At 67.9% G+C, this 26703-nt stretch carries 29 protein-coding genes and 1 pseudogene; 10 read left to right on the top strand and 20 right to left on the bottom strand.

Going from position 1 to position 26703, the window contains the following annotated elements:
- Positions 1 to 458: pseudogene (locus EV691_RS17125) on the bottom strand (2,3-bisphosphoglycerate-independent phosphoglycerate mutase); the annotation flags it as partial.
- Between the two features lie 179 nt (positions 459 to 637).
- Between EV691_RS17125 and EV691_RS17130 the strand changes: the two are divergent.
- From EV691_RS17130 to secB, 3 genes are read left to right on the top strand one after another with little or no spacing between them, the layout of a single operon-like run.
- Positions 638 to 1051, top strand: a complete 414-nt coding sequence (locus EV691_RS17130; RefSeq protein WP_039806384.1) for a rhodanese-like domain-containing protein — start codon at positions 638 to 640, stop codon at positions 1049 to 1051.
- Positions 1052 to 1058: 7 nt separating this feature from the next.
- Entirely contained in the window at positions 1059 to 1316 is a 258-nt protein-coding gene (grxC, locus tag EV691_RS17135; protein ID WP_089169428.1) for a glutaredoxin 3, read from the top strand.
- A gap of 26 nt (positions 1317 to 1342) precedes the next feature.
- Complete coding sequence (gene secB / locus EV691_RS17140) at positions 1343 to 1834, top strand: protein-export chaperone SecB (protein ID WP_131298662.1); 492 nt, start codon at positions 1343 to 1345, stop codon at positions 1832 to 1834.
- A gap of 52 nt (positions 1835 to 1886) precedes the next feature.
- Here secB and trmL read toward each other — a convergent pair whose 3' ends face one another.
- Both trmL and EV691_RS17150 read right to left on the bottom strand, forming a co-directional pair.
- Positions 1887 to 2348 carry a tRNA (uridine(34)/cytosine(34)/5-carboxymethylaminomethyluridine(34)-2'-O)-methyltransferase TrmL gene (gene trmL, locus EV691_RS17145; RefSeq protein ID WP_039806378.1) on the bottom strand — a complete coding sequence of 154 codons (462 nt, stop codon included), beginning with the start codon at positions 2346 to 2348 and terminating at the stop codon, positions 1887 to 1889.
- Positions 2349 to 3085: 737 nt separating this feature from the next.
- The gene (locus EV691_RS17150; protein WP_039806376.1) at positions 3086 to 3985 is read right to left on the bottom strand and encodes a LysR family transcriptional regulator; all 900 of its coding nucleotides are present in this window, start codon (positions 3983 to 3985) and stop codon (positions 3086 to 3088) included.
- Between the two features lie 265 nt (positions 3986 to 4250).
- On the opposite strand from EV691_RS17150, the gene EV691_RS17155 reads away from it, so the two are divergent.
- Positions 4251 to 5429, top strand: coding sequence for an aspartate aminotransferase family protein (locus EV691_RS17155; RefSeq protein WP_232487142.1), 1179 nt, complete (start codon positions 4251 to 4253; stop codon positions 5427 to 5429).
- 409 nt (positions 5430 to 5838) lie between these two features.
- On the opposite strand, the gene EV691_RS17160 is transcribed toward EV691_RS17155, so the two are convergent.
- Entirely contained in the window at positions 5839 to 7302 is a 1464-nt protein-coding gene (locus EV691_RS17160) for a sigma-54 interaction domain-containing protein (protein ID WP_131298661.1), read from the bottom strand.
- A gap of 126 nt (positions 7303 to 7428) precedes the next feature.
- On the opposite strand from EV691_RS17160, the gene EV691_RS17165 reads away from it, so the two are divergent.
- Complete coding sequence (locus EV691_RS17165) at positions 7429 to 7587, top strand: YqaE/Pmp3 family membrane protein (protein ID WP_012699156.1); 159 nt, start codon at positions 7429 to 7431, stop codon at positions 7585 to 7587.
- Between the two features lie 10 nt (positions 7588 to 7597).
- Here EV691_RS17165 and EV691_RS17170 read toward each other — a convergent pair whose 3' ends face one another.
- The 4 genes from EV691_RS17170 to EV691_RS17185 are packed head-to-tail and all read right to left on the bottom strand — an operon-like array spanning position 7598 to position 11104.
- Positions 7598 to 8221, bottom strand: a complete 624-nt coding sequence (locus EV691_RS17170; RefSeq protein WP_131255142.1) for an ABC-type transport auxiliary lipoprotein family protein — start codon at positions 8219 to 8221, stop codon at positions 7598 to 7600.
- Positions 8218 to 9156 carry an MlaD family protein gene (locus EV691_RS17175; RefSeq protein WP_131255143.1) on the bottom strand — a complete coding sequence of 313 codons (939 nt, stop codon included), beginning with the start codon at positions 9154 to 9156 and terminating at the stop codon, positions 8218 to 8220. Before EV691_RS17175 ends, EV691_RS17170 begins: the two co-directional genes overlap by 4 nt.
- A complete protein-coding gene (locus tag EV691_RS17180) occupies positions 9156 to 9944 on the bottom strand; it encodes an ABC transporter ATP-binding protein (protein ID WP_207390201.1) in 789 nt (262 codons plus the stop codon). The genes EV691_RS17175 and EV691_RS17180 overlap by 1 nt, the downstream gene beginning before the upstream one ends.
- Before the next feature lie 8 nt (positions 9945 to 9952).
- Positions 9953 to 11104 (bottom strand): MlaE family ABC transporter permease, encoded by a 1152-nt coding sequence (locus EV691_RS17185; protein WP_089169425.1) that lies wholly within the window; start codon positions 11102 to 11104, stop codon positions 9953 to 9955.
- A gap of 220 nt (positions 11105 to 11324) precedes the next feature.
- On the opposite strand from EV691_RS17185, the gene EV691_RS17190 reads away from it, so the two are divergent.
- Positions 11325 to 11996: a YceH family protein gene (locus tag EV691_RS17190; RefSeq protein WP_131255145.1), complete on the top strand. Its 672-nt coding sequence runs from the start codon at positions 11325 to 11327 to the stop codon at positions 11994 to 11996.
- Between the two features lie 584 nt (positions 11997 to 12580).
- Here the strand turns inward: EV691_RS17190 and EV691_RS17195 are convergent.
- From EV691_RS17195 to EV691_RS17215, 5 genes are all read right to left on the bottom strand, one after another.
- A complete protein-coding gene (locus EV691_RS17195; RefSeq protein WP_089169423.1) occupies positions 12581 to 12916 on the bottom strand; it encodes a DUF2388 domain-containing protein in 336 nt (111 codons plus the stop codon).
- An 87-nt stretch (positions 12917 to 13003) separates the two neighbouring features.
- Positions 13004 to 13255, bottom strand: a complete 252-nt coding sequence (locus EV691_RS17200; protein ID WP_089169422.1) for an NfeD family protein — start codon at positions 13253 to 13255, stop codon at positions 13004 to 13006.
- 130 nt (positions 13256 to 13385) lie between these two features.
- Positions 13386 to 15170: a type IV pilus assembly ATPase TfpB gene (gene tfpB / locus EV691_RS17205; RefSeq protein WP_131298659.1), complete on the bottom strand. Its 1785-nt coding sequence runs from the start codon at positions 15168 to 15170 to the stop codon at positions 13386 to 13388.
- 73 nt (positions 15171 to 15243) lie between these two features.
- Positions 15244 to 15927 carry a DUF502 domain-containing protein gene (locus EV691_RS17210; RefSeq protein WP_089169420.1) on the bottom strand — a complete coding sequence of 228 codons (684 nt, stop codon included), beginning with the start codon at positions 15925 to 15927 and terminating at the stop codon, positions 15244 to 15246.
- 52 nt (positions 15928 to 15979) lie between these two features.
- Positions 15980 to 17344 (bottom strand): CYTH domain-containing protein, encoded by a 1365-nt coding sequence (locus EV691_RS17215; RefSeq protein WP_131298658.1) that lies wholly within the window; start codon positions 17342 to 17344, stop codon positions 15980 to 15982.
- 112 nt (positions 17345 to 17456) lie between these two features.
- Here EV691_RS17215 and EV691_RS17220 point away from each other — a divergent pair, with 112 nt between their 5' ends.
- From EV691_RS17220 to argA, 4 genes are all read left to right on the top strand, one after another.
- Positions 17457 to 18134 (top strand): TIGR00153 family protein, encoded by a 678-nt coding sequence (locus EV691_RS17220; RefSeq protein ID WP_039806344.1) that lies wholly within the window; start codon positions 17457 to 17459, stop codon positions 18132 to 18134.
- Between the two features lie 40 nt (positions 18135 to 18174).
- On the top strand, positions 18175 to 19440 hold the full coding sequence (locus EV691_RS17225) for an inorganic phosphate transporter (protein ID WP_131298657.1): 1266 nt from the start codon (positions 18175 to 18177) through the stop codon (positions 19438 to 19440).
- Between the two features lie 114 nt (positions 19441 to 19554).
- Positions 19555 to 20712 carry an acetylornithine deacetylase gene (gene argE / locus EV691_RS17230; protein WP_131298656.1) on the top strand — a complete coding sequence of 386 codons (1158 nt, stop codon included), beginning with the start codon at positions 19555 to 19557 and terminating at the stop codon, positions 20710 to 20712.
- Between the two features lie 93 nt (positions 20713 to 20805).
- Positions 20806 to 22107, top strand: coding sequence for an amino-acid N-acetyltransferase (argA, locus tag EV691_RS17235; RefSeq protein WP_131298655.1), 1302 nt, complete (start codon positions 20806 to 20808; stop codon positions 22105 to 22107).
- Between the two features lie 19 nt (positions 22108 to 22126).
- On the opposite strand, the gene gspM is transcribed toward argA, so the two are convergent.
- The 7 genes from gspM to gspG are packed head-to-tail and all read right to left on the bottom strand — an operon-like array spanning position 22127 to position 26703.
- Positions 22127 to 22597 (bottom strand): type II secretion system protein GspM, encoded by a 471-nt coding sequence (gene gspM / locus EV691_RS17240; RefSeq protein ID WP_131298654.1) that lies wholly within the window; start codon positions 22595 to 22597, stop codon positions 22127 to 22129.
- The gene (gspL, locus tag EV691_RS17245) at positions 22598 to 23755 is read right to left on the bottom strand and encodes a type II secretion system protein GspL (RefSeq protein WP_165496551.1); all 1158 of its coding nucleotides are present in this window, start codon (positions 23753 to 23755) and stop codon (positions 22598 to 22600) included.
- A complete protein-coding gene (gene gspK, locus EV691_RS17250; RefSeq protein WP_165496550.1) occupies positions 23748 to 24797 on the bottom strand; it encodes a type II secretion system minor pseudopilin GspK in 1050 nt (349 codons plus the stop codon). The genes gspL and gspK overlap by 8 nt, the downstream gene beginning before the upstream one ends.
- On the bottom strand, positions 24794 to 25420 hold the full coding sequence (gene gspJ / locus EV691_RS17255) for a type II secretion system minor pseudopilin GspJ (protein WP_131298651.1): 627 nt from the start codon (positions 25418 to 25420) through the stop codon (positions 24794 to 24796). Before gspJ ends, gspK begins: the two co-directional genes overlap by 4 nt.
- Complete coding sequence (gene gspI / locus EV691_RS17260) at positions 25417 to 25785, bottom strand: type II secretion system minor pseudopilin GspI (RefSeq protein ID WP_165496549.1); 369 nt, start codon at positions 25783 to 25785, stop codon at positions 25417 to 25419. The genes gspJ and gspI overlap by 4 nt, the downstream gene beginning before the upstream one ends.
- Entirely contained in the window at positions 25782 to 26294 is a 513-nt protein-coding gene (gspH, locus tag EV691_RS17265; RefSeq protein WP_165496548.1) for a type II secretion system minor pseudopilin GspH, read from the bottom strand. The genes gspI and gspH overlap by 4 nt, the downstream gene beginning before the upstream one ends.
- On the bottom strand, positions 26272 to 26703 hold the full coding sequence (gene gspG, locus EV691_RS17270; RefSeq protein ID WP_377802237.1) for a type II secretion system major pseudopilin GspG: 432 nt from the start codon (positions 26701 to 26703) through the stop codon (positions 26272 to 26274). Before gspG ends, gspH begins: the two co-directional genes overlap by 23 nt.

Consider the following 26703-nt stretch of genomic DNA (forward strand, 5'->3'; position numbering starts at 1 on the left):
TCGAGGAAGGCGTGCAGGTAGATCTTCTCGGCGCCGCGGCGCACGGCCAGTTCGGCCATGGCGGCGATGTGGTCCTGGTGGCTGTGCACGCCGCCCTCGGAGAGCAGGCCGAGGATGTGCACCGCCTTGCCGCCGTCGACCGCCTGGTCGACGGCGGCGCAGATGGCCGGGTTCTCGAAGAACTCGCCGTCCTGGATGGCCTTGGTGACGCGGGTGAGGTCCTGGTAGAGCACGCGGCCGGCGCCGAGGTTCATGTGGCCGACCTCGGAGTTGCCCATCTGGCCGTCGGGCAGGCCGACGTCCATGCCGGAGCCGGAGATCAGGCCGTGGGGGCGGGTGGCGAGCAGGCGATCGTAGACCGGGGTGCGGGCGGCGTGGATGGCGTTGTGGGCGGGGCTGTCACTGTGACCGAAGCCGTCGAGGATGATGAGTACCAGCGGTTTGGGGGTGGCAGTCATGGTTCCGACTCTGATGATGCGGTGATGTGGGCGCCCGGCAGCCCGGGGCATGCAGGGGGCGACAGTCTACTGCCTCGCAGGGGCAGCGTCATGGCCATTGACTGCGGCGGCGGCGGCGGGTTCAGCCGGCCTGGGGGGCTGTGTATACTGCCGGGATTTTACCGCTCTGGAACTTCCCGATGGTCCCCAAGCTGATCGAATTCGCTTCCAACCACTACATCCTCGTCGGCCTGCTGGTCGTCCTGCTGGTCCTGCTGCTGGTGACCGAGCTGCGCCGCGGTGGTCGTAGCCTCAGCAGCGGCGAGTTGACCTCGCTGCTCAACGGTGGCCAGGGCATGGTGCTGGATGTGCGCGCCCACAAGGAGTTCTCCGGCGGGCACATCGTCGATGCCCTCAACATTCCCTACGACAAGCTGGCCAGCCGCATGGCCGAGCTGGAAAAGTTCAGGGCCAAGACCCTTATCGTGGTCGATGCCATGGGCCAGCACGCCGGCACCGTTTGTCGCGACCTGCAGAAGGCCGGCTTCAGCGTGGCCAGGCTGGGCGGCGGCATGGGAACCTGGCGTGGGGACAATCTGCCCGTGGTCAAGTGAGGGAGCCATGCCACACGTTGTCATTTACACCAGGCGCACCTGCGGCTACTGCATTCGCGCCAAGCAGCTGCTGGATAGGAAGGGCGTCGCCTACCAAGAGATCGGCGTCGACGGCAGGCCGGAGCTACATGCGGAAATGATCCGCAAGGCGGCTGGAGGTACCACGGTGCCGCAAATCTGGATCGGCGATACCCATGTCGGTGGGTGTGACGATCTCCATGCCCTGGAGCGCGCGGGCCGTCTGGACGCGCTGCTCGGGGATTGAATCCGCAAATCGAACAAGGCTCTGCCATGACTGAACAAGCTAGCAACGGCGCCGCACAAGACGGCCAGAACGCCCAATTCTCCCTGCAGCGCATCTACGTGCGCGACCTCTCCTTCGAGGCTCCGAAGGCCCCGGAGATCTTCCGCCAGGACTGGAAGCCGAGCGTCCAGCTGGACCTGAATACCAAGCAGAAGCCGCTCAACGGCGGCGACTTCTACGAGGTGGTGCTGACCCTCTCGGTCACCGTGAAGACTGGCGAGGAGGTGGCCTTCATCGCCGAGGTGCAGCAGGCCGGCATCTTCCTGATCAAGGGCCTGGATGCCGAGGCCATGGCTCATACCCTGGGCGCCTTCTGCCCGAGCCTGCTCTTCCCCTACGCTCGCGAGGCGCTGGACAACCTGGTCGTGCGCGGCTCCTTCCCGGCCCTGATGCTGGCGCCGGTGAACTTCGACGTGCTCTACGCCCAGGAACTGGCGCGCATGCAGGCCGAGGGCCAGGCATCGGGCACGGTGCAGTAAGGCTGCAGCCCTGCCGAAGAAAGCGCCCTGCAGGGCGCTTTTTTGTGCGTGCTCACTCCATCGCGAAATCGAGCTGACGCCAGGCCTCGTAGACTGCCACGGCCACCGTGTTCGACAGGTTCAGGCTGCGGCAGTCGGGGCGCATCGGCAGGCGCAGGCGCTGTTCCGGCGGCAGGCTTTCGCGGATCTCCTGCGGCAGGCCGCGGCTTTCCGGGCCGAACAGGAAGGCATCGCCGCGCCGGTAGCTCACGCTGTGATAGGGCTGCGATCCCTTGGTGGTGAAGGCGAACAGGCGCGGCTGGCCGAGGCTGTCCAGGCAGGCGGACAGGTCGGCATGGCGCTTGAGGGTGGCGTACTCGTGGTAGTCCAGCCCGGCGCGGCGCAGGCGCTTGTCGTCCAGCTCGAAACCCAGCGGGTCGATCAGGTGCAGGCTGCAGCCAGTGTTGGCGCAGAGCCTGATGATGTTGCCGGTGTTCGGCGGGATTTCCGGTTGGAAGAGGATGACGTGAAACATGCACGGCTCCAGGCGGGGAGGCCGGCATTCTACCCTGCCGCTGCACCCTTGCCGTACCTGAGGCACCGTCTCTGCCCGCTGGCTGTGCACGCTGCGGCTGGGGTCGGGGGGGCGGTATCGGCGCTGCCGGAGGAGGGCGTCTGACGCCTGCAGGGCCGGCTGGAGGCATAAAAGAGGGGAGTTCCCGGCCTGCCTGTACCGGGGTCCCCGAAACCTTTGCCAGATTTTATGCATCCTGTGTGCCAGGAATTTCGGACCTGAGCGACAGGACAGGACCGGTCCGGCAAGGCATGTAGGCAAAGGCTTACATGGTGTGATGGTGATCACGACTGTTTACCCTGCGGGGGGATGCATATTCTATTGCTCAAGGACGTCGCGCAGGAAGCGCACCGAAAAACAGGGAAGGCGTCGCAGGCCCCCGCCAGGATGGCAGGTGATAGGGAGGTCGCGCAGGAGGCGCATCGAACGGCAGGGATGTCGTCGAGAATTCACCGGGAGGGTGAAGCCGCAGGGATGGTTGGCGCAGGATGCGTTGGGGAACTCAGGGATGATCGCCAGGATGGCGTTGCTCATGGATGATGTGCGCAGGATGCGCGGCGAAACTCATGGATGGCTCAGGGACGATTCAGGGATGCTCTGCCAGGATGGCGGATAGTCACGGATGTCAGAATCAGTCTGCAAGACCCCGCTCTGCGGGGTTTTCTTTTTTGTGCGCTCCGAAAGGGCGCATCCTGCGTTCAGCCGTGGGCCTCATGAAGGCCGGGCATCCCTTCCAGCAGCGAGTGCAGCAGATCCAGCATGCCCTGCTGGCGTTGTGCGTCGCGATAGACCAGTCCCATCTTCAGCGGTATGCGCGGCTCGCTGAGCGGTTTCCACAGCAGGTCCGGGTGGCTGTGCGGCGGGCGCGAGCAGCCCGGCAGCACAGTGGCCAGGGTCGTCTGCGGCAGGCTGTCGAGAATGCTGTTCATGTTGTTCAGCTCGGCCTGCACCTGCGGACGGCGGCCGAGCATGGCGAGCTGCTCCTGCCAGATCTGCCGCACGCGGAACTCCTCGCCGAGCAGCAGCATCGGCAGCTCCGCTGCCTGGGCCAGGGAAACCTTCTTGAAGTCCTTCAGCGGATGGTTCTCCGGAATCACCAGCTGCAGCTCGTCCTCGTACAGCGGCAGGCTGTGCAGCCCGGGCTGGCGCGGCGGCAGGAAGCCGATACCGATATCCAGGGTGCCGGTCAGCAGGCGCCGCTCGATATCGATGCCGGACAGTTCGTAGAGCTGTACCACCAGATGCGGCTGTGCCTGGCGCAGGCGCTCCAGCAGCGGCGGCACCAGGCTGGTGCTGACCGTCTGCAGCACGCCGACCGCCAGGCTGCGCGCCGACTGCCCGCGAAAGGCGCGCAAGGCATCGCGGGCGCGCTCCAGGCCATCCAGCAGCGGCACCGCATGGCTGTACAGGGTCTGTGCGGCCAGGGTCGGCAGCAGGCGCTTGCCGGTGCGTTGAAACAGGTTGACGTCGAGGTCCGTCTCCAGGTGGCGGATCTGCTGCGAGAGCGCCGGCTGCGACAGGCTCAGCCGCTCTGCGGCGCGCCCGACATGGCCTTCCTCGTACAGCGCCACGAAATAGCGTAGCTGGCGAAAATTCATAATTTTCTCTTATCAATAAATCTGGAAAATCGAAATGGCCCGCGGGGGCTATTCTTCTTAGTCTAGTGCCTGTCGATCATGCTTACAGCGCTCTGGAGGCTGGGCTGAGTAATGTACCAGGCGGTAGTGCCAGAGCTGTTCATAGGTAAAGCTGAAGAAATAAATTATGGGTTGATCCGTGCTGCAGCTTGCCGGAGCGCCTGCTCCGAACGCCGGCGTACGAAGCCGCTGTTCCGGGACGGCTGCCGCCGTGAGGAGTTGTCCGGTGCGTGATGCCTTGGCCTGCATGCGGATGATGCGCACCATGGAGCGTCCGTCGCAGCTGTTCGTGCGCGGCCAGGGTTCGTGGCTGTGGGATATCCAAGGCAATGCCTACCTCGACTTCACCCAGGGGCTGACGGCAAACAGCCTGGGGCACAGCCCCAGCGTGCTGGTGAGCGCCCTGCGGCGTCAGGCGGAAAGCCTGATCAACCCGGGCGCCGGGTACTACAACCTCGGCATGCTCAAGCTGGCCACACGCTTGTGCCAAGCCACCGACAGCGATCAGGCGTACTTCCTGAGCAGCGGTGCCGAGGCCAGAGAGGCGGCAATTCGCTTGGCGCGCAAGTGGGGGTGGCTGCATCGCGGCGGTGCCGGGCGCATCGTCACTGCGTTCGACAGCCCTGCTGGCGGTACTCGAGGGGCCTTGGCAGCTTCGGGCTGCATGTCCCCGAGGGACAAGGACGGTACGTCGGGTTTCGCCAGGGTGCCCTTCAACGATCTGGAGGCGCTGGCGGCCGCACTCGACGAGCAGACCGTGGCGGTGATGCTGGAGCCGCTGCAGGGGGAGGCGGGAGCGATCCCGGCGAGCCTGGAATACCTGCAGGGCGTCACTCGGCTGTGTAACGAGCGGGGCCTGCTGCTGATCCTCGACGAGGTGCAGACCGGGATCGGACGTTGCGGGGTGCTGCTGGCCGAGGAACTGTATGGCGTGCGTGCCGACATCATCGCGCTCGGTACGGGTTTGGGGGGCGGCGTGCCGCTGGCGGCCCTGGTGGCCCGTGGCAGTGCCTGCTGCTTCGAGCCGGGCGATCTGGTCGGCAGTTGCCACGGCAATGCGCTGGCGACCGCTGCCGGTCTGGCGGTGCTCGAGACCGTACTGGAGCCGAGCTTTCTCGAGCACGTTCGCGCAGTCGGCGAGCATCTGCGCAAGGGGCTGGCACAACTGGCCCGCCATCATGGCCATGGTCCGCTGCGCGGTCAGGGCCTGTTACTGGGTTTGCCGCTGGTCGGCCTGTCGGCCCCGGCGGTGGTGGAAGCGGCGCTGAAGGAGCGTCTGCTGATCAATGCGCCGCAGGCGCACTGTCTGCGCTTTTCACCGGCGCTGACGGTCAGTCACGGCAACATCGACGAAATGCTCAAGCGCCTGACGCGTGCGCTTGGCCGGATCTCCGGCCGAAACTGAATACCGTCTCTTGCGAAGTCGCAGCCGCCCCGCCAGGAATGCCGGGGCGTTTTTTTGCCCGTTTGAAATGTGGGGCGCTTGCCGTTGCAGCGGAGACGGCTGGAGGGTGAAAACGCGATTGCGAGGAAAAAAAGAGGCTGGGCCCGAATGCTGCCCAACCTTCACGCCAAACCGTGCTGAACCTTTGCGCTGCCGTTGCTCTGGCCGACTCGCGAGAGCAAGGGATTGTGGAGGCTCCAGCGAGATTCGTGCCGGCACAGGGAGGGCGCTCATTGGCGATGATTTTCGGCGAGTGACGCCAATTGTGCCGGATAAAGGCAAAGTGCAAGAGCAAATGGCATCCTGCAGGCAGGACATGTCCAGTTTTCTGGACGCTTGCGCTGTCCAGTTCTCGGGACAAGGGCGCGGTTCAGCGCTTGTTGAGACCGTGTTGCTGCAGCTTGTTGTACAGGCTGGCGCGGGCGATGCCGAGGCACTGGGCGGCCCGCCGCCGGTTGCCGTTGCAGGCCGCGAGGGCCGCCAGCAGGGCGGCGCGCTCGGCATTGGCCAGGCTGCTGGCCAGTGGGGGAATGGCGGGCATATTGCCGGAGACGGCGGGCGTGGCTTCCGGGCGGGCCGGCAGACTGCCGTCGAGCAGGGCGAGCAGCGCCTGGCGGTCCAGGGGGGAGCCGTCGGTCTGCAGCTGGGCGCGCTCCAGCAGGTTGCCCAGTTCCCGGACGTTGCCCGGCCAGGGCTGGACGGCCAGCAGTTCCAGTGCCGCCTCGTCCAGTTCGATCCGCGGCTGGCCGGAACGGCTGGCGATCTCGTCGAGCAGGTGTTCGGCGAGCGGGCGGATATCCTCGCGGCGCTCGCGCAACGGCGGCAGGCGCAGGCTCAGCACGTTCAGGCGGTAATAGAGGTCGCCGCGAAAGGTGCCGGCGGCGACCCGCGCCTCCAGATCGACATGGGTGGCGGCGATCACCCGCACGTCGATCCGCCTCACCCGGTTCGAGCCGAGCGGCTCGACCTCCTGTTCCTGCAGCACCCGCAGCAGCTTGGCCTGCAGGGGCGGCGCCAGGTCGCCGATCTCGTCGAGGAACAGGGTGCCGCCGTCGGCCAGCTCGAACTTGCCGATCCGCGCCTTGCGCTCGGCGCCGGTGTAGGCGCCCGGGCTGGTGCCGAACAGCTCGGCTTCCACCAGGCTGTCGGGAATCGCCGCCACGTTGAGCGCGACGAAGGGCCCCCGGGCGCGCGGCGAGAGGTTGTGGATGCCCTGGGCGAGCAGTTCCTTGCCGGTGCCGGTCTCGCCGCGCAGCAGCAGGGTGGCGTCCAGCTGTGCGGCGCGCCGGGCCTGGCGCTTGAGTTCGCTGGCGGCCACGCTGATGCCGATGAAGCCGGCGATGCTGTAGCGCGCCTGGCGCGCCCGGGCCAGTTCGCGCTGGGCAGCGGCCAGGCGGTTCTGCAGCTGGCTGTACTTGGCGATCAGCGGTTCCAGCTGACGGGCCTGGTCGAGCAGGACGAAGCCGATGGCGCCGACCAGGATGCCGCGATCGTCGCGCAGGGGCATCCGGGTGACCACGAAGTGCTCGTCGCCGAAGGCCATCAGGTCGAGCAGCGGCGGCTGGCCACCCTGGGCGACCTGGCGCAGCCGGCTGGCCGGGAGGATCTCCTCGACGGGCCGGCCGAGCACGCCGCGCGGGTCGGCCACGCCCAGTCGGGCGGCGTACTTGTCGTTGATCCAGACGATCTGCGCCTGGCGGTTGACCGCGATGGTGCCTTCGCAGCGGGCATTCAGCTGGTCGAACAGCAGCGGCATGGCGACCTCGCGAAAGCGCTCCGGCGACACGCCGATCAGCAGGCCGTTTTCGTCGAGATCGCTGCGGGTGATCGCCATGGGGAAGCTCCTGTGCCGGCTGCCGGGCAAGTATGGCCAGCGCCGGCGGCGGGCGCCAAGGAACCCTGAGGAGCAGGGCAGGTCGATTCAGGAAGGGGCCCGTCCGGGCATTGACGGAGAACTTCCATGGACCTGCTGCGCATTCTCATCGCCATTCTGCTGCCGCCGCTCGGCGTGTTCCTGCAGGTCGGCTTCGCCGGCGCCTTCTGGCTGAACATCCTGCTGACCCTGCTCGGCTACCTGCCGGGCATCATCCATGCGGTGTACATCATCGCCAGGCGCTGAGCGGCGCTGCTTAACGGCCAGCCAGACGCCCGCCCTGGGCCAGCGTCCAGTCCACCAGCTGCCGGCTCAACTGGTCGCCGGCCGCGCCGAAGGCGGCGACCACGCTGTCGAGTCGTTCGTCCCCGGCGCTCTGGCGCACCTCGAAGCGGCGGCTGGCGAGGACGCGCTGGCTGGTGCTGTGCACCAGATTGACATCGAGGCTGACCCGTACCTGCGGCTTGCCGCCGACGTATTCGGCGTGAAAGCTGCGCAGGTCGCCGAGCAGCTCCAGGTCGGCATGCAGGTGATTGTCGTCGCTGCTCACCGAGGCCGTCCGGCCGTCCTCGCGGAAGGCTGCGATCAGCCGGTCGCGCAGCAGGGTCGGGGCGTCGTCGCTCCAGCGTGCGCCCTGGTAGGCGCTGATCCGGTTGCCTTCCGGCACCACCGCGATGCGCGCGCTGCCGAGCATGCGGTCGGCCTTCGGGGTAGCGATGCGCAGCGCCCGGTCGAGGCGGGAGCTGGCCGGCTGGGCTTGGAGTGGCGTGCCGGGCAGGCGATAGACGTGGATCGGCTCGGCCTCGGGCAGCACCGAACAGGCACTCAGGCTGGCGAGCAGGAGGAGCAGGGCGGGGAGGTGGCGGGACCCGAGGCTCATGGTGCGAACTCCTGCATCTGCTCCCGGCCGAGGAAGAAGCCGGAAGGATTGTCTTCGAGGTGGCGGGTGACCCGGCGCAGGCCGCCGAGGGTGGTGCGCAGCTCACTGATCGCCGGGCCGAGATCGGCGATGCCGTTCAGGCCGTTGTCCAGGGCTTGCTGGTTGTCCGCCAGCAGGCGGTCCAGGCGCGTGGTGCTGCGCTCGAGGGCGCCCATCGAGCGTTGTGCGCTGGCCAGCAGCTGGCGGCCGTTGTCGTCCAGCAGGCCGTTGGCGTTACGCGCCAGGCGGGTGATTTCCTCGAGCAGGACGCCGGTCTGCTGGCCGAGCCGGTTGAGCTGCTGCACGGCCTGGCCGAGGTCGGTGCGCTGTTCGGCGATTGCACTGGTAGCCTGCTCGAGATGCTCCAGGGTGCGGCCGAGGCGGCTGGCGTTCTCGGTCGAGAAGAGGTGGCTGGCGCCGGTCAGGATGCTGTTGATGCTGCTCATCACATCCTCGCCCTCGTCGAGCAGGGTGCTGAGCGGGGAGGGATCGGCGACGATCAGCGGCGGCTTGCCGCCCTCGCCTTCGAGCTTCGGGCTTTGCGGCGTGCCGCCGAACAGCTGGATGCTGCGGGCGCCGGTGATGTTGGCCAGCAGCAGGCGGGCGCGGGTGTCTCGCTTGATCGGCGTGCCGCTGTCGAGGCGGATGCGTGCGCGGGCCATGCGCGGGTCCTCGGGGTCGAGCCAGAGCTGCTCCACGTCGCCGACCCGGATGCCGCTGTATTCCACCGAACTGCCGACCGCCAGGCCGCTCACCGAATGGTTGAACAGCACTTCGTAATGGTCGAATTCGCGGTCCAGGCTGGACTTGCTCAGCCAGAGGGCCAGGAGTAGGGCGGCGGCCACCGCCACGACGGTGAACAGACCAATCAGCACGTGGTGAGCGCGGGTTTCCATCAGGGGGTCTCCTGCAGTTCGGCGGCCTGTTGCGCCGCACGGCCGCGCGGGCCGTGGAAGTATTCGCGGATCCAGGGGTCGTCGGTGGCCGCCACCACGGCAAGGCGGTCGGCGACCAGCACGCGTTTCTGCGCCAGCACGGCGACCCGGTCGCAGCTGGTGTAGAGGGTGTCGAGGTCGTGGGTGACCAGGAGCACGCTGAGCCCGAGGGCGTCGCGCAGGGTCAGCAGCAACTGGTCGAAGGCCGCCGCGCCGATCGGGTCGAGCCCGGCGGTCGGCTCGTCGAGGAACAGCACCTCCGGGTCCAGCGCCAGGGCGCGGGCCAGGGCGGCGCGCTTGATCATCCCGCCGGACAGCTCGTCCGGGTACTTGCCGGCGGCGCTGGCCGGCAGTCCGGCCAGGGCCAGCTTGAGCCGGGCCAGATGCCTGGCCTCGGGGCGCGTCAGCCCGGCATGCTCGATCAGCGGCAGGGCGACGTTCTCCTCGAGGTTCAGCGAGGTGAACAGGGCACCCTGCTGGAAGAGTACGCCGAAGCGTCGTTCCAGCCGGGAGCGCCGGGCGGCCGGCAGGCTCAGCAGGTCCTCGCCGAACAGCTCGATCCGCCCGGCGCTGGGCCGCTGCAGGCCGACGATGCTGCGCAGCAGTACCGACTTGCCGGTGCCTGAGCCGCCGACCACGCCGAGGATCTCGCCGCGGCGGATGTCTAGGTCGAGGCCGTCGTGCACCGTCTGCCGGCCGAAGCGGTTGACCAGGCCGCGCACCCGGATCAGGGGCTCCTGCGGCGGCATGCCGGCGCTCACCAGCCCATCTCCATGAGGAACAGCGCGGCCAGGGCATCCAGCAGGATCACCATGAAGATCGACTGCACCACGCTGGAGGTGGTGCGTTCGCCGACCGACTGGGCGCTGCCGCCGGCCTTGAAGCCCTCCAGGCAGCCGATCACGGCGATCAGGAAGGCGAACAGCGGCGCCTTGCCGAGGCCGACCAGGTAATGGTTGACGGAAATCTCCTGTTCGAGGATGGCGAAGTACTGCACCGGCGAGATGTCCAGCGCCAGGACGCAGACCGCCAGGCCGCCGAGGATGCCGCAGAGCATGGCGATGAAGGTGAGGATCGGCAGGGTCACCAGCATCGCCAGGACCCGCGGCAGCACCAGCAGTTCGACCGGGTCGAGGCCGAGGGCGCGGATCGCGTCGATTTCCTCGTTGGCCTTCATCGCGCCGATCTGCGCGGCGAAGGCGCTGGCGGTGCGACCAGCCATCAGGATGGCGCAGAGCAGCACGCCGAACTCGCGCAGGAAGGAGTAGGCCACCAGGTTGACGGTATAGATGGTGGCGCCGAACTGGCCGAGCACGGTGGCGCCGAGGAAGGCCACCACCGCGCCGACCATGAAGGTCAGCAGGGCGACGATGGGCACGGCGTCCAGGCCGGTCCGCTCGATGTGCGCGACCAGCGGGGTGACGCGCCAGCGCCGCGGACGCGGCAGGCTCAGCAGCAGGGTGCTGAGGGTCAGGCCGATGAAGCCGTACAGGGTGCGCTGCTGCTCCCAGAGCATCTCGACGACCCGACCGATGTGCGCCAGCTCGTCCCGGAGGGTGGAGCGTTTCGCTTCCTCCTCGGGAGCGGCCGCGGCGCCGGCGACCGCCGTGGCGACCGTGTGCAGCAGGGCCAGACGCTCGGCCGGCAGCTGCGGCGCCCAGCGGGCGATATCCGCCAGGCGCTGGGGGCCGAGCAGCTCCACCAGCAGGCTGGCGCCGGCGGTGTCGAGGGCGCCCAGGCCGTCCAGCTCGACCGGGCAGGCAGCATCGAGCCGCGGCCGGGCACGCTCGATCTCGCGTTTCAGGCGCGGGTAGTGCTGCAGCGTCCAGTCACCGGCGATGCTCAGTCCGGGGGGCTGGCCGTCGCCGCGCAGCTGCAGCTGACCTGGTGGTGAGGGGGTCGGGTGCATCGTTGCCCTGTCCATGTCGCCTTGCGAGGGGACTTGCGGCGAATCTCCGGAGGATCATAGCAGTCCCGTTTTTCGATCACAGCATGCGCTGGGTGGCGCCTGCGACTATGTTCGAGGTTGCGCCGCGGCCGCTAGGCTAGGGTCTGTTGACGTTTTGGCGTAGGCTCACGCCAAAACGTCAACAGACCCTAACAGTTTTCCACGTCGAGGATGTTCTGCCATGTCCGATCGGTCCGAAGCGCCGCCTGCCCAGGAGCCGCTCAACGCCATCGAGGTCCGCATTCTGGGTTGCCTGATCGAGAAGCAGGCGACCACCCCGGAAAGCTACCCGCTGACCCTCAATGCCCTGGTGCTTGCCTGCAACCAGAAGACCAGCCGCGAGCCGCTAATGAACCTCGGCCCCGCTCAGGTCGGCCAGAGTCTGCGCCAACTGGAGGGACGCTCGCTGGTGCAACTGGTCATGGGCAGCCGGGCGGACCGCTGGGAGCACCGCCTCGACAAGGCCCTGCAACTCACGCCGCCGCAGCTGGTGCTGATCGGGCTGCTGCTGCTGCGCGGCCCGCAGACCGTCAACGAGCTGCTGACCCGCAGCGCCCGCCTGCACGACTTCGACGACGGCGCAGACCTGCAGCACCAGCTGGAGCGACTGATCGGTCGTGAGCTGGTCTGCCGACTGCCGCGCCAGTCGGGGCAGCGCGAGGAACGCTACATGCACCAGCTGGGCACGCCGGAGGATCTGGAGGAGCTGCTGGCTGTGCGTGCGACCCAGGCGACGGGTAGCGACGGGGCGGCGAGTGGGCGGATCGAGGCGTTGGAGGCGCGCATCGCCGAGCTGGAGGAGCGGCTGGCGAAACTGGAAGGGGAACTGGCGGGCGGCAGGCTGCGGGAGTAGACCGTGCCAAAGCACGGAGGGGAGCCTGAGCTCCCCTCCAAATCGACTTTGTGCTTTGTTCTTCTTGTGCTCGATCTGTTGTTGTTCTTGTCGACCGCCACCCTGAAGATGCTTCAGTCGGCCCCAGCCGGGCCAAGAGCAAACGTATTTCTTTGATCGCCGATATCGCGATGATCACCAGGTGATCCAGTCAGTCCGGGCGCTACCTCAAGGTAGTTTTATTGTTCTCTGTCCGACTGCGGGGACTAGACCCCGAAACGCGTATCCTCTCCAAAAAAATCAGTTTGCGCCGTCTCTGCCGTGCTTATTTTTATTGTGTCAGAGTCGTTTCATGTTGTTGTTCTTTAGAGATGCCGTTTTTTATTTTTGTTGTGCATGAGATAGAGCATTACCCGTGCCAGAAAAATAAAATCCTTTTAAATCAGTTAGTTAGTAAAAATGTGGTTTTCTGTAGAGCCTGCTGAGGGGAAATTCTGTTTCCGATCCACCCAGATTTGCTACCCACAGGGCAAGTAGGGGTAACAGCTGGGCGCCCATCGCCATGCAGAGGTAACGCCCGGCTGCTACCGGCGCTCAGGCAGGTTTCAGTGGCTGCCGAAACGCGCCGGGGTTTCGTTCTGGCTGGCGAGAATCGCGCTGGCCAGCTCCATGTCGCTGGCCTGCAGCTGCGGGCTGGTCTCGCGTAGCTGCCGCAGCGCCGCTTCCAGATAGGGGCCGCGGATCTGGCCGTCGCTGGCGACGAAGCTGCCCGCATCCTCCTGGGCGGCGACAATCAGCTTGTCGTCCTTGAAGGTCAGGTAGGTCGAGGCGGTGGTCAGGCCGGAAGAGATGATGTCGCGCACGAAGTCATCATCGGCCTGCACGGCGCCGAAGGGGAGGATGGCCAGGGTGACGGCGAGGCCGGCGAGCTTGCTTTTCATGGGAAACTCCAGAGAGTGATGCCTAAATGAGATTACTGCGGGCTGGGTCGAGTTCCCTGGCGCAGGGCGCGGGTGCGCTCGATCGGATCAGCGGTCCAGCAGGTAGCGGCGCCAGCGCTTCCAGAGCAGCAGCAGCGGCGTCGACAGGCTGACGAACAGCAGCAGTTGCAGCTTCCAGGAAAAGTCGGGCAGGACCTGCAGCAGCAGGGCGAGGCCGGTGGCGACCAGGGCCAGCCACAGCAGGTAGCCGCCGGCGTCGAAGACTTCCACGATCAGCAGCAGGATGCCGAGGCTTAGCCAGTGCCAGGGCGACAGTCCTTGCAGGAAGGTCAGCAGCATCGGCGACTCCGCAGGCCGGCACGGGCGGGACCGGGATGGGGGCTGGCGAGGCGACGGCTTGGCATGGGGGACTCCCTGGCGATGGACGGGTGGTATACGGCAGCAGGCCGGAGGCTGCAATCCTACCGGGTTAGCGCTGCTCGCTCTGTGGGGTGACGCGCATGACCTCCTCCAGGGTGGTCGATCCGGCGGCGACCTTCAGGGCGCCGGACAGGCGCAGGCTGCGCATGCCGTCCTTGAAGGCGGCACGGCGCAGGGCGAGCAGGTCGGTGTCGGCAGCGATCAGCGGCTTGAGGGCATCGTTCAGCAGCATGATCTCGTAGACCCCGGCCCGCCCGCGATAGCCGGTGTCGCGGCATTCCGGGCAGCCCACCGCCCGGTGCGCGCCGCTCGGCAGCGGGGCGTTCCAGGGCCGGGTCAGCGTCTGCCAGTCGGCCGCGTCGAGTTCGACCGGCGCCTTGCAGTGCGGGCACAGGGTGCGTACCAGGCGCTGGGCCATGACCCCGAGCAGGGTGGCCTTGATCAGGTAGTAGGGCACGCCCAGCTCGAGCAGGCGGGTGATGGCGCTGGGCGCGTCGTTGGTGTGCAGGGTGGAGAGCACCAGGTGGCCGGTGAGCGCCGCCTGGATGGCCATCTCGGCGGTTTCCAGGTCGCGGATCTCGCCGACCATGATGATGTCCGGGTCCTGGCGCATCAGCGCGCGCACGCCGCTGGCGAAGGTCAGGTCGATGTTGTGCTGCACCTGCATCTGGTTGAACGCCGGCTCGATCATCTCGATGGGGTCTTCGATGGTGCAGACGTTGACCTCCGGCGTCGCCAATTGTTTCAGCGTGGTGTAGAGCGTGGTGGTCTTGCCCGAGCCGGTTGGCCCGGTGACCAGGATGATGCCGTTGGGCTGGCCGGTCATGCTCTGCCAGCGGCGCAGATCGTCGGCGGAGAAGCCGAGGGCATCGAAGCTCTTGAGCAGCACCTCGGGGTCGAAGATGCGCATCACCAGCTTCTCGCCGAAGGCGGTCGGCAGGGTGGACAGGCGCAGCTCGATCTCGCCGCCGTCCGGGGCCTTGGTCTTGACCCGGCCGTCCTGTGGCCTGCGCTTCTCGGCGACGTTCATCCGGCCGAGGGACTTCAGCCGGCTGACCACCGCCATGGCCACCTGCGGCGGGAACTGGTAGACGTTGTGCAGCACGCCGTCGATGCGAAAGCGCACGCTGCCCTGCTCGCGGCGCGGCTCGATGTGGATGTCGCTGGCGCGCTGCTGGAAGGCGTATTGGAACAGCCAGTCGACGATGGTGACGATGTGCGCATCGTTGGCGTCCGGCTCCTGGTCCGCCGCGCCGAGCTTGAGCAACTGCTCGAAGTTGCCGACGCCGCTGATCTTCTGCTCCGTGGCCGAGGCGCCGCTGACCGACCTGGCCAGACGGTAGAACTCCACGGTGAAGCGCTGGATCTCCGCCGGATTGGCCACCACCCGGCGGATCGGCCGCTTGAGCACGTGGGTCAGGTTGGCTTCCCAGCTGCCGACGAACGGCTGTGCGCTGGCGACGGTGACGCCGTCCGCGGCAACCGCCACGGCGAGGATCCTGTGGCGCTGGGCGAAGGCGTAGGACATCAGCGGGGTGACCGCGGCGACGTCGATCTTCAGCGGGTCGATGCGCAGGTAGGGCTGTCCGGCATAGTCGGCCAGCCACCGGGTGAGACTTTCCAAGTCGAGCTTGCGCCCCGGCTGGGCGCGGTCGTCGAGCTGCTGGGCGGCGAGGAATTCCAGCGGATGCTGCTGGCTGTCCTGCGCGCTGCGGCGGATCGCCAGGCACTGCTCGGCGCTGTCCTGGCCGATCCGGCCCTGGGCGACCAGCGCGCGCAGCAGGTCGCCCAGGTCGAGCCAGCGGTTCTCGGGGGAAGAAGCGATGGAAGGCATGCGGGGTCTCGGTGGTTCTGCGTCTGCCGTCAGCATGCCCGATGGAGCCGCCGGGACGAAGCGGCGGCCGTCTTCAGAAGCCTTTTCCGTGATCCAGGTCGAGGCTCTGGTCGCGCCTGGTCCTGGCTTTCGGGGGCGGCGTGAGGCCCATGGAGACATAGATGCTGGTCAGCTCGTCGATCCCCATGTGCGCCGGGCGCACCCACTCCACCGGCACGTAGAGCAGCCCGCCGCCGACCGGGATCGGCGCGGTGGGCACCAGGATGGCATGGTAGCTGCGGCCCTCGATCTCGATCGGCGTGGGGCTCGGCAGCAGCGCCAGCACGGCGGTGCCGTCGCCGCCGAAGAAGCACCAGACCGGACTCATGGCGCCGATGTCGGGATTCTTGTCCTTGTCCAGCAGGGCGACGAAGCGGTCCGCCAGGTTGTAGAGCTGGCCGATCAGCGGAGTGCGCCGCAGGGTGACGTCGATCAGCCGGGTCAGCGGCCCGCGCAGGCCCAACTGCACGGCCAGGCCCAGCGGATAGAGGCAGGCCAGCAGTACGAAGCCGCCGAACAGGTAGGCCAGCGACGGATTGCTCACGAAGTACTGGCCGAGGCCGGCGGAGATCTGCCCGGCGAGGGTGGAGGGGCCGATCAGGCGGTCCAGCAGGCTGATGATCCAGGCCAGCAGCACCAGGGTCAGGGTCAGCGGCAGGAGCGCCAGCAGGCCGGTCAGCCAGGTGGCGAAGATCGTTTTGAGACTTAGCTTGAACATTGCGTGCGTCCGGACGGGGTCGCGCGGCAGGGCTCGCCCTGCCGGCGGGAGCCTATTTCAGCAGCGCTTTCCAGGGTTTCAGGGTCGCCACGGTCTGCGCCTGGGCGGCGCGCCGCTCGCGCAGGTCGTCGTCCAGCGGGCGGGCAGCCAGCTCGCCGAGCTTGGCCAATTCGCCGTACAGGCGGTCTGGCTCGGGCATTTCCAGCACGCCGCGGGCAAGGCGCAGCCAGACTAACATACGCTCGAGACGCGGAAGTTGCTCCGTTAGACCTTCCGGCTGCAGGCGGTAACGCGCCAGCGGCAAGGCGTGCGCCTCGTCCGCCAGCAGATGCGCCAGCCAGCGGCCCAGCGGTGCGGCGCCCTGGCGCTGGCCGGCGGCGCTGCGCCGGGCAATCCAGGCGCGGGTCAGCAGCCAGTGCGAGGCCTCCAGCGAGAACAGTCCCCAGCGGGTCTGCTCCAGTTCGGCGGTGAAGCGGGCCGGGGCTGCCTGGCGCACGGATTCGTCGTCCTGGCCGGCCAGCAGCTGCGGCCGCCAGTCCTCGATCAGCGCGTCCAGCGCGCCGCGCAGACCGCTGGAGCTGGCCCGCGGGGCGGCCTGGCCGAGGCTGCCGAGCAGGGCGCGCAGGTCGATCAACTGGGCGAGCCACTGTTCCAGCAGCTTCCAGTGACCGCTGAAACGGTACTGCTCGGCCAGCCGCTGGCTGCTGCCGAGCAGGTGCCAGGCCAGGAGCGCTAAGGCTTCGTCCAGCGGCAGCTCCGCGCCCGGGGCCGGCGCCGGCAGGGCAAGGGCGTAGCTGGCCGGGTCGAACAGCCGGTAGCCGCGCTCGGCCTTGCTGATGTCGCAGGGCATCAGCGGCAGGTCGGCGGCCAGGGCGAGGGCCAGCTCCAGGAGGGCGGCGGGCTCGCCTTCGCGCAGCTCCAGCTCCAGCTCGCAGATTTCCTCCGCGCACGGGCCGGCGACCACCCTGCCGAGGTCCAGCGCCGCCTCGACGGCGATCCGCTGCTCGTCGCGCTGCCAGACCAGGTCGGCCTTCTCGCGGACGAAATCGGTGCTGAAGATCGGCTGCAGGAGGGTCTTGTCCAGGCCGGCCAGTTCCGCCGGCCAGCACTGGTCGTCGAGCCGTGCCGGGTCCAGACTGGGTTGGTCCAGGTACCAATCCCATTCGTTGCGCTCGGACAGCCCGGCGACGCTCTGCCCGCGGCTCTTCAGGGTCTGGATGTACTGCCCGCCGTCGCGCCGCAGGCGCAGGGCGACCCGCGCGCGGGCCAGGTCCCGCGCCGGGGTGTCGTAATACTGGTTGAACAGCTCGTGGCGCTGCCAGCCGCTTTCGCTGCGGGCCTTCAGCAGGGGATGTTCGCGCAGGGCGGCGAGGGTGGCGCGGCTGACGCGCAGCTTGATTTCGGTTTCTTTGACCATGGTGGTGGCTTCAGGCGCCTATCATTGGGGTGTTTCAGGAATATGACATTTTCTGGCGGCTGTCCGGGACGCTCCGTATACTTGCCGCCTTTTCGAAGACGGGGTCGACCCTATGCCAACCAATCCCTTCGTCAGTCTGTTCGGCCGCTCGCCCATCGGTCCGATGCAGCAGCACATCGCCAAGGCGCACGAGTGTGCCGCGCACCTGGTGCCGCTGTTCGAGGCGGTGATGGCTCAGGACTGGGCCCGGGTGGAACAGGAGCAGCAGGAGATGGTGCGTCTGGAAAAGGAGGCCGACCAGCTCAAGAAGAGCGTGCGCATCCACCTGCCCAAGAGCCTGTTCCTGCCGGTGCCGCGCTCGGATCTGCTCGAGCTGCTGAGTGTACAGGACAAAGTCGCCAACCGTGCCAAGGACATCGCCGGGCTGGTCCTCGGCCGGCAGATGATCGTTCCGCCCGCCCTGCAGCCGCTGATGCTGACCTACGTGCAGCGTTGCGTGGATGCCAGCGCCCAGGCGCTGAAGGCGATGAACGAGCTGGACGATCTGCTCGAGGCCGGTTTCGCCGGTCGCGAGGCGAGCCTGGTGGTGGCCATGGTCGAGGAGCTGGAGGCGATCGAGGAGGACACCGACCGCCTGCAGATCGAGGTGCGCCGCGCGCTGTTCAAGCTGGAGGGTGAGTTGCCGCCGGTCGACGTGATGTTCCTCTACACCATCATCGAATGGATCGGCGAGGTCGCCGACCGGGCCGAGCGTGTCGGCGGCCGTCTGGAGCAACTGCTGGCGCGCTGAAGCGCCAAGGTCTTTCTGCGTTTCAAAGGTACTCAATCTCATGTCTCTTATTGCGGACCATGGCTTCGTCCTGCTTCTGCTCGCCTGCGCATTCGGTTTCTTCATGGCCTGGGGGGTCGGCGCCAACGACGTGGCCAACGCCATGGGCACTTCGGTGGGCTCGCGCGCACTGACCATCCGGCAGGCGATCTTCATCGCCATGATCTTCGAGTTCTGCGGCGCTTACCTGGCCGGCGGCGAGGTGACCGAAACCATCAAGAACGGCATCGTCGATGCCGAGGTCATTTCCCCCGACCTGATGGTACTGGGCATGATGTCGGCGCTGCTGGCGGCCGGTATCTGGCTGCTGGTGGCCACCGCCAAGGGCTGGCCGGTATCCACCACCCACTCCATCATCGGCGCGGTGATCGGCTTCGCCGCGGTCGGCGTGTCGATGGACGCGGTGCAGTGGAGCGCCATCGGCCCGATCGTCGCCAGCTGGGTGGTGACGCCGTTTCTCTCCGGCCTGGTCGCCTTCGGCCTGTTCATGAGCGTGCAGAAGCTGATCATCGACACCGATGAGCCGTTCCGCAACGCCAAGCGCTTCGTGCCCGTCTACATGTTCCTCACCGGCTTCATGGTCGCCCTGATGACCGTGACCAAGGGCCTCAAGCATGTCGGCCTGCACCTCTCCGGCAACCAAGGCACCCTGCTGGCGATCGGCATCGGCGTGCTGGTGATGCTGCTGGGCATGGCCATCCTCAGCCGCATCCAGGTCGATGCCGAGGCGGACAAGGGCTTCCACTACGCCAGCGTGGAGAAGGTGTTCGCCGTGCTGATGGTGTTCACCGCCTGCTCCATGGCCTTCGCCCACGGCGCCAACGACGTGGCCAACGCGGTCGGCCCGCTGGCGGGTATCGTCGGCGTGATCCAGTCCGGCGGCGACATGGCGGTCGGCGCCAAGTCGGCGGTGCCGGGCTGGGTGCTGCTGCTCGGCGCCGTCGGCATCGTCATCGGCCTGGCCACCTACGGCTACAAGGTGATCGCCACCATCGGCAAGGAAATCACCGAGCTGACCCCCAGCCGCGGCTTCGCCGCCGAGCTGGCCACCGCCTCAACGGTGGTCGGCGCCTCGGCCATCGGCCTGCCGGTGTCCACCACCCACACCCTGGTCGGCGCCGTGCTGGGCATCGGCATCGCCCGCGGCATCGGCGCGCTGAACCTCGGCGTGATCGGCTCGATCTTCGTGTCGTGGATCATCACCCTGCCGGCCGGCGCGATCCTGTCGATCGTGTTCTTCACCGTGCTCAAGGCGATCTTCGTCTGACCGAGACTCCCCGGCCCCTCGCCCATGCAGGGGCGAGGGGCCGGGGGAGAGGGCTGGTTTCCCCCGCGCTCCATGCGACCTATCATGCAGGGCACCGTCTTCCGAGTGCCTGCCATGCCCCTTCCCAGTCTCAAGCAGCAGTTCGCCGAGCTGATCGCCCTGCCCTCGGTGAGCTGCACCCAGGCTTCCCTGGACCTGCCCAACCGTCCGCTGATCGAGCGCCTGGCGAGCTGGCTCGGCGACCTCGGCTTCGCCTGCGAGATCCAGGACATCGCCCCCGGCAAGGCCAACCTGCTCGCCACCTGCGGCAGCGGCCCAGGCGGCCTGGTGCTGGCCGGGCACAGCGACACCGTGCCCTTCGACGCCGCGCTGTGGCAGAGCGATCCGCTGATCCTGCGCGAGGCCGACGACCGCTGGTACGGCCTCGGCGCGTGCGACATGAAGGGCTTCTTCCCGCTGGTGATCGAGGCGGTGCGCCCGCTGCTGGATCAGCCGTTCCGCCAGCCGCTGTTGATCCTCGCCACCTGCGACGAGGAAAGCTCGATGAGCGGCGCCCGCGCCCTGGCCGCCGCCGGCCGGCCGCTGGGACGGGCCGCGCTGATCGGTGAGCCGACCGGCCTCAAACCCATCCGCCTGCACAAGGGGGTGATGATGGAGCGCATCGACATCCAGGGAAGAAGCGGCCATTCCTCCGACCCCAGCCTCGGCAACAGCGCCCTGGAGGCGATGCACGAGGCCATCGGGGAGCTGCTCGAGCTGCGCGGCCAGTGGCAGCGCGAATTCCGCAACCCGCTGTTCAACGTGCCGCAGCCGACCCTCAACCTCGGCTGCATCCACGGCGGCGACAATCCCAACCGCATCTGCGGCCAGTGCGCCCTGGAGTTCGACCTGCGCCCGCTGCCGGGCATGGACCCCGAGCAGCTGCGCGCGGCGATCCGCGGCAAATTGCAGCCGCTGGCCGAGCGGCGCGGCGTGCGCATCGACTACGCCCCGCTGTTCCCCGGCGTGCCGCCCTTCGAGGAGGCTGCCGGCAGCGAGCTGGTGCGCCTGGCCGAGCGCCTCACCGGGCATCGGGCGGAGGCGGTGGCCTTCGGCACCGAGGCGCCCTACCTGCAGCAGCTCGGCTGCGAGACCATCGTCCTCGGCCCCGGCGACATCGCCTGCGCCCACCAGCCCGACGAATACCTGGAGCTGGCGCGGGTCGAGCCGACCGTGCAGCTGCTGCGCCAACTGATCGGACATTATTGCCTCGACCCCGTTCCTGCCCTGTAGGAGCGAATTCATTCGCGACTCGAACTGATCGGACATCATTGCCTCGCTCCCCCACACGACCGCAGATACGCGTTTTCCATCGACAGGTTTTCCATGCGCGACTACGTCAACTGGCTTCGCCACGCTTCGCCCTACATCAACGCCCACCGCGAGCGCACCTTCGTGGTCATGCTGCCGGGCGAGGGCATCGAGCATCCCAACTTCGGCAACATCGTTCACGACCTGGTGCTGCTGCACAGCCTCGGCGTACGCCTGGTGCTGGTGCACGGCTCGCGCCCGCAGATCGAGGCGCGTCTGGCCGCCCGCGGGCTGACGCCGCGCTACCACCGCGGTCTGCGGATCACCGACGCACCGACCCTGGAGTGTGTGATCGATGCGGTCGGCAGCCTGCGCCTGGCCATCGAGGCGCGCCTGTCGATGGACATGGCCGCCTCGCCGATGCAGGGCGCCCGGCTGCGGCTGGTCGGCGGCAACTTCGTCACCGCCCGGCCGATCGGCGTGGTCGACGGCGTCGACTACCTGCACACCGGCGAAGTGCGGCGCATCGACCGCAAGGGCATCGGTCGCCAGCTCGACGAGCGCGCCATCGTGCTGCTTTCGCCTTTGGGCTATTCGCCCACCGGGGAGATCTTCAACCTCGCCTGCGAGGACGTGGCGACCCGTGCGGCCATCGACCTGAAGGCCGACAAGCTGCTGCTGTTCGGCGCCGAGCCGGGCCTGCTCGACGAGCACGGCGCCTTGATCCGCGAGCTGCGTCCGCAGCAGGTGCCGGCGCACCTCGCGCGCCTGGGCGGCGACTACCAGGGCGAGCTGCTCGACGCCGCCGCCCAGGCCTGCCGCGCCGGCGTGCCGCGCAGCCACATGGTCAGCTATGCCGAGGACGGCGCGCTGCTCACCGAGCTGTTCACCCGCGAAGGCGGCGGCACCCTGGTCACCCAGGAGCAGTTCGAGAAGCTGCGCGAGGCGACCATCGAGGACGTCGGCGGGCTGCTCGAGCTGATCAGCCCGCTGGAGGAGCAGGGCATCCTGGTGCGCCGCTCGCGCGAGGTGCTGGAGCGCGAGATCGGCCAGTTCAGCATCGTCGAGCGCGACGGGCTGATCATCGCCTGCGCCGCGCTCTATCCGATCGCCGACTCCGAGGCCGGCGAACTGGCCTGCCTGGCGGTGAGCCCCGACTACCGCCACGGCGGGCGCGGCGACGAGCTGCTCGAGCGCATCGAGGCGCGCGCCCGCGCGCTCGGCCTGAAGACCCTGTTCGTGCTCACCACCCGCACCGCCCACTGGTTCCGCGAGCGCGGCTTCCAGCCCAGCGGCGTCGAGCGCCTGCCGGCGGCGCGCGCCTCGCTGTACAACTACCAGCGGCAGTCGAAGGTGTTCGAGAAGGCGCTAGGCTGAGAGGCGAACGGTCGGGGCGCTACTTCGAAAACGTCAGCTGCGCGCCCACCCGGCCGGGCGCGGCGGCACTGCGCAGGTCGGCCTTGAGCAGCCGGATGCCGTCCCGGCTCGACTGCTCCAGCAGTTGCAGCAGCCGGTTGAAGTCGGCGTTGTCGAGGGCGAGCGTGACCTCGCCGGCGCCGCCGGACGTGACCTGTGCCACCTTGAGCTGCAGGCGGGAGGCCTGATCCGCCAGCAGCTGTTCGAGGGGCTTGTCGCCCGGCGCCGACAGCGTGCCGGACGGCTGCAGACGTTTCGCCTCTTCGCTCGCGGCGCTCATCCAGACGACCAGGGCCTGCTTGCGGTCTACCTGTTCCTGCAGGCGCGACCGCTCCGCCGCCATGGGGCGCCAGGCGAGCAGGTAGAGCAGCGTGGCGAAAGCCAGCAGCGCGCCTCCTGCAAGAAGCAGTCTTTCCCGGTCACTCAGCTCTTGTATCCAGGCTTTGATCATCTACTCGATTCCCTCTACGGCCATCTGGGCGCTGGTGTCTTGCTGGCGCTTCTGCACCTCGCCGAGCCGGGCCCGCAGTCCGTTCTGTTCCAGCGCGGCGGCGAAGCGCTCGAGGGCGGGCTGTTCGGCCGCCTGCAGTTCCAGCTCCAGGCGCCGGTCGTCTTCCGCATAGCGCATGCCGGTCACCTTGACGGCGCCGTGCTGGCGAAAGGCCGGGACGCTCTTTTCCAGCAGGCGCAGAAAGCGCGAGCCCTGCCGGCGTTGACGCAGTTCGTCGAGCCGCTGCTCCAGCTGGGTCCGCGGATCGACGATTCGCTGCACCTCCGGAAAGGCCTCGCGGAACAGCTCGACGACCTGCTTGTCGAGCGCTTCCTTCTGGCGGGCCAGCCGATGGTTTTCGAGGCCCAGGGCGGCGAAGCCCAGGATCAGCGCCAGCAGGCCCAGCACCGCGGGAATCCTCAGCTGACGCAGCCGTGTTCCGGGCGCATCCTGCAGCCGGTACTCGCCCTGCAGCAGGTCGATGGCCTGCTCGGGCGACAGGCGCGCGGCCAGCGCCGCCAGTGGCGGGTCGTCCGGCGCGGCGGGCAGTGTTTCCAGGGCGCCGTGCCGCTCCAGGAGCGGTCGCCAGCTCGCCAGTTCCGCGCTGGCGAACGCCAGGCCGGCCAGTCCGGCGCCGTTGATCAGCAGGCGCTCGCCCAGGGGCGTCGCGATCAGTCGCTCCGGGTCACCGCGCAGGCTCTGGGCATCGGCGAACAGCGCCCTGGCCGGGATCGATGCCGCGCGCAAGCGGTCGCGCCAGGACTCGATCAGCGTGCGCGCGACGATCGCCACCGGGTAGCGGTGGTCCGCGCGCGGACTGCCCACCGCGAAATGCAGCAGGGCCGGGTCGTCGCAGAGTTGTTCTTCGAGCTGGTAGGGTATCGTCCGCCGGGCGGCGCGGCTGGCGTTGGGCAGCCGGACTTCGGTCACCAGCACCTGCTCCTGGGGCAGCAGCGCATAACAGGGATGAGTACGGGCCAGTTGCGCCAGCTGGGGAAGCTCGTCGGCATGGGCGAGCCGTCCGGCGTCGACGCAGCGGGCCTCGTCCGGGTTCCAGACCAGCCACTCGACGGGCGCCTCGGGCCGCGGCCCGAGACTCACCAGCAGAAATTCATTCATCGAGCGCTCCATAATGGCGTTGGTACACGGCGGAGGTGCCGTTGCGCATCTGGATGCGCGATAGCAGCACCAGATTCGCGTCGTGGTAGTCGACCTCGATCCGGGCCAGAAAGAATTCGGAGGAGACCTTGAGCTGCGTCTTGACGGCCGCGTCGACGTCGGTGGAGAGCGTGTCGTCGCCGCTCTGGGTCAGCAGCGCCCAGAACTCGTCCACACTGCGAAAGCCTTCCGCGGGCCGTTCGCTCAACCATTGCGTCAGCAGGCCGAAGGGGACCTGTCCCTCGAACAGGGCCGACAGGAGCGGCGCCTGCTCCGGGCCGAGGCTATTCACGTTGACCAGCAGCTTGGTGCCGGGCAGGGCGCACAGATAAGGACGAAGCCTGTGCAGAAAACCCTTTTCGTCGTCCCGAGCCTTGGCGGCCAACTGCCGGAAGCCATCGATGAAATGAAGCTCCGTCGGGTCCGCCAACGGACCGTTCGCCGGCAGATAGGCCGGCTCCAGGCCGGTATAGAACAGGTCTTCGGCCCCCTTGACTCCGGTCGGCAGGGTGTCGTTGTCGAGCCAGTCGCGCAGTGGCTCGACCAGTTGCGCCGTCTGCGACTCGTCGGCCCCCAGTTCCACCAGCAGGCGGACGAACTGGCGCAAGAGCAGCGGTTCCTTGGTCTGGGAGGCGTCCTGGGGCGTGTTCAGCGTGGTCAGGGCATTGAGATTGAAGCAGGCGTTCTGGTCCTGGATGCGGATTCTGATGACGCCGCCGTCGATCGGGTAGCTGAGCCGCGGATCGGCCCAGGCCTGCCGCGGGTGGGTGAGCTTGTCGGTCTTGAGGGCCGATTCCAGCAGTTTGCGCGCCAGCCTCTCGCCACCCAGGGCGAACCAGTAGGCCTGCTGATACTGCTCGCGGTTGGCCGCCTGCTGGATGTTGAGCTGGACCAGCGATCCCAGGTGGGTCGCGATGAGGGAGATCAGGGCCACCACCAGCAATACGACCATCAGCGCCATGCCGCGGCCATGCCGCCTGGCCGCCATTGCCGAGCCCTTCATGGGACGCTCGGCAGCAGCACGATCTGCGCCACCGCTCCATAGCGGTCGGTTTCGATGGTCAGCTCCAGCGCTTGGGGGAGCATCGCGGGCGAAGCCTGGCCCGCCGCGTCGCGCACCGGCGGCCATTGGTCGCTCCAGGTGCGGTTGTGGAAAAAGCGCAGGTCGATGCCCTCCACCGCTTCCAGCAGCGTGGCGCTGTGCCATTGCGTGCCCACCGGGGTGTCGATCAGGGGCGAGCTTTCGCGAATCAGACGGCCGTCGCGCAGGCGATAGCGCACGCGCTCGAGGCTGGACCCCGGCGACGAGCGGGACAGGATGCGCCGGCCGGTCTTGTAGAAATCCAGGAGCACCCCTTGCGGATCGCCGTCGGCAGGAGCCACCAGCACCTGGGCCCGAACGTCGCCCCGTTCGTTCCGTCCCTGGCGGACGACCAGCTGTTCCAGATCCCGGCGCAGCAGCTGCTGGGCCAGCTGCAGGCGCTGCAGCGACTCGATGCTTTCGCCCACCACCTGCTGGCTGCGCAGACCGCTGTTGAGCGTCAGCGCCGCGGCGAGCCCGAGCAGTGCCAGCAGGGCCATTGCCACCAGCACTTCGAGCAGGGTGAAGCCGCCACTGCCCTTCACGGCGTCGCTCCCATGAAGGCTTGCAATTCGCTCAGCAGCCGGCCGTCATCGCCCGTCGTCCGGGCCGTCACCCGACGAATATCGGGATTGTCGGTTCCCTCCACCTGTTCGGTGAGGGTGAACCTGTACCCCGCCAGCTCGACCTTCCGGGTGCGCTTGCCGGTGGCTGGCCAGGCCGGCTGCAGATGCAGACTCGCCAGGTGGTTCTGGCCCGCCAGCTGGGCGAAGTAGCGGAGTTCGAGCTGCCCGGCATGCCGTCCGTGCTCGCCGACGATCTTGAGCAGGGCGCCGGCGGCCAGGGCGAAGATGGAGAGCGCCACCAGCACCTCCAGCAGCGTGAGGCCGCGCTGTCGCGACGGATTCACGGCCGCTCCGCCTGCACCAGCCGCAGATCGCCCGCGAAACTGGCGCGGATCACCTGCGGCCATTGCGCGCCGGGATGGCCGAGGGTCAATTCGAACTCGCTGATCTGGCCGTCGCTGGCGATGAGGATCTGCGGCTCGCGCGCCTTCCCGCTCGTGTCGACCGGTTGTCCCGCCATGCGCAGTCGCAGCGTAGTCCCCTCGTTCAGCGCCAGGGCCGCCAGCCGCGAATCGGTGTCCACGGGCAGCCAGCGCGCCTTCTCGCGTCGATAGAAGCGATAGCCGGCCTCGCCCAGCCACAAGCCATGGTCGCGATTGCGGTAGATGGCCTGTTCCGCCGCCAGACCGATCTGCGCCTTCAGGCGGCGCGCCTCGCTTTCCAGGCGTTGCTGGGACGACTCCGGCAGCGCCAGGGAGACGGTGACCGCCAGCATGCCCAGAATCGCCATCACCAGCATCACTTCCAGCAGGGTGAAGCCGCGGACAGGGCTAGTTGCCGATATCGGCTGCAAGCCCTTCTCCCCCCATCTCGCCATCCGCGCCCAGCGAGTAGACGTCGAACGCCTTCTTCGTGCCCGGCTGCAGGTACTGGTAGGGATTGCCCCAGGGGTCCTGGGGCAGGCGCTTGATGTAGCCGTTGCTGTTGTAGCGCTTGGGCTGCGGGTCGATTTCCGGTTTCGTCACCAGCGCCTCCAGCCCCTGGTTGGTGGTGGGGTACTGGAAGTTGTCCAGCTTGTACATGTCCAGCGCCTGCTCCAGCAGGGCGACGTCGGCCTTGGCCTTTTCGACCATTGCCCTGTCCTGGTTCTGCAGGACATTCGGCGCCACCAGCGCCACCAGGAGGCCCAGAATCACCAGCACCACCATGATTTCCAGCAGTGTGAAGCCCTGTTGCCGGTGCGTTCGGATCGTTGCTTTCAA

The sequence above is a fragment of the Azotobacter chroococcum genome (genome assembly GCF_004339665.1).
In the GTDB taxonomy this organism is placed as follows: domain Bacteria; phylum Pseudomonadota; class Gammaproteobacteria; order Pseudomonadales; family Pseudomonadaceae; genus Azotobacter; species Azotobacter chroococcum.

Coding starts and splice junctions, on each gene's coding strand:
- EV691_RS17220 (WP_039806344.1), top strand. CDS start 17,457: ATGCCAACCAATCCCTTCGTCAGTCTGTTCGGCCGCTCGCCCATCGGT.
- EV691_RS17210 (WP_089169420.1), bottom strand. CDS start 15,927: ATGTTCAAGCTAAGTCTCAAAACGATCTTCGCCACCTGGCTGACCGGC.
- gspK (WP_165496550.1), bottom strand. CDS start 24,797: ATGAAGGGCTCGGCAATGGCGGCCAGGCGGCATGGCCGCGGCATGGCG.
- secB (WP_131298662.1), top strand. CDS start 1,343: ATGACTGAACAAGCTAGCAACGGCGCCGCACAAGACGGCCAGAACGCC.
- trmL (WP_039806378.1), bottom strand. CDS start 2,348: ATGTTTCACGTCATCCTCTTCCAACCGGAAATCCCGCCGAACACCGGC.
- EV691_RS17160 (WP_131298661.1), bottom strand. CDS start 7,302: ATGGCGATCACCCGCAGCGATCTCGACGAAAACGGCCTGCTGATCGGC.
- argA (WP_131298655.1), top strand. CDS start 20,806: ATGCGCGACTACGTCAACTGGCTTCGCCACGCTTCGCCCTACATCAAC.
- EV691_RS17190 (WP_131255145.1), top strand. CDS start 11,325: ATGTCCGATCGGTCCGAAGCGCCGCCTGCCCAGGAGCCGCTCAACGCC.
- tfpB (WP_131298659.1), bottom strand. CDS start 15,170: ATGCCTTCCATCGCTTCTTCCCCCGAGAACCGCTGGCTCGACCTGGGC.
- EV691_RS17200 (WP_089169422.1), bottom strand. CDS start 13,255: ATGCTGCTGACCTTCCTGCAAGGACTGTCGCCCTGGCACTGGCTAAGC.
- EV691_RS17215 (WP_131298658.1), bottom strand. CDS start 17,344: ATGGTCAAAGAAACCGAAATCAAGCTGCGCGTCAGCCGCGCCACCCTC.
- argE (WP_131298656.1), top strand. CDS start 19,555: ATGCCCCTTCCCAGTCTCAAGCAGCAGTTCGCCGAGCTGATCGCCCTG.
- EV691_RS17165 (WP_012699156.1), top strand. CDS start 7,429: ATGGACCTGCTGCGCATTCTCATCGCCATTCTGCTGCCGCCGCTCGGC.
- EV691_RS17180 (WP_207390201.1), bottom strand. CDS start 9,944: ATGCCGCCGCAGGAGCCCCTGATCCGGGTGCGCGGCCTGGTCAACCGC.
- gspL (WP_165496551.1), bottom strand. CDS start 23,755: ATGAATGAATTTCTGCTGGTGAGTCTCGGGCCGCGGCCCGAGGCGCCC.
- gspM (WP_131298654.1), bottom strand. CDS start 22,597: ATGATCAAAGCCTGGATACAAGAGCTGAGTGACCGGGAAAGACTGCTT.
- EV691_RS17130 (WP_039806384.1), top strand. CDS start 638: ATGGTCCCCAAGCTGATCGAATTCGCTTCCAACCACTACATCCTCGTC.
- EV691_RS17185 (WP_089169425.1), bottom strand. CDS start 11,104: ATGCACCCGACCCCCTCACCACCAGGTCAGCTGCAGCTGCGCGGCGAC.
- EV691_RS17170 (WP_131255142.1), bottom strand. CDS start 8,221: ATGAGCCTCGGGTCCCGCCACCTCCCCGCCCTGCTCCTCCTGCTCGCC.
- EV691_RS17195 (WP_089169423.1), bottom strand. CDS start 12,916: ATGAAAAGCAAGCTCGCCGGCCTCGCCGTCACCCTGGCCATCCTCCCC.
- EV691_RS17225 (WP_131298657.1), top strand. CDS start 18,175: ATGTCTCTTATTGCGGACCATGGCTTCGTCCTGCTTCTGCTCGCCTGC.
- EV691_RS17175 (WP_131255143.1), bottom strand. CDS start 9,156: ATGGAAACCCGCGCTCACCACGTGCTGATTGGTCTGTTCACCGTCGTG.
- EV691_RS17150 (WP_039806376.1), bottom strand. CDS start 3,985: ATGAATTTTCGCCAGCTACGCTATTTCGTGGCGCTGTACGAGGAAGGC.
- grxC (WP_089169428.1), top strand. CDS start 1,059: ATGCCACACGTTGTCATTTACACCAGGCGCACCTGCGGCTACTGCATT.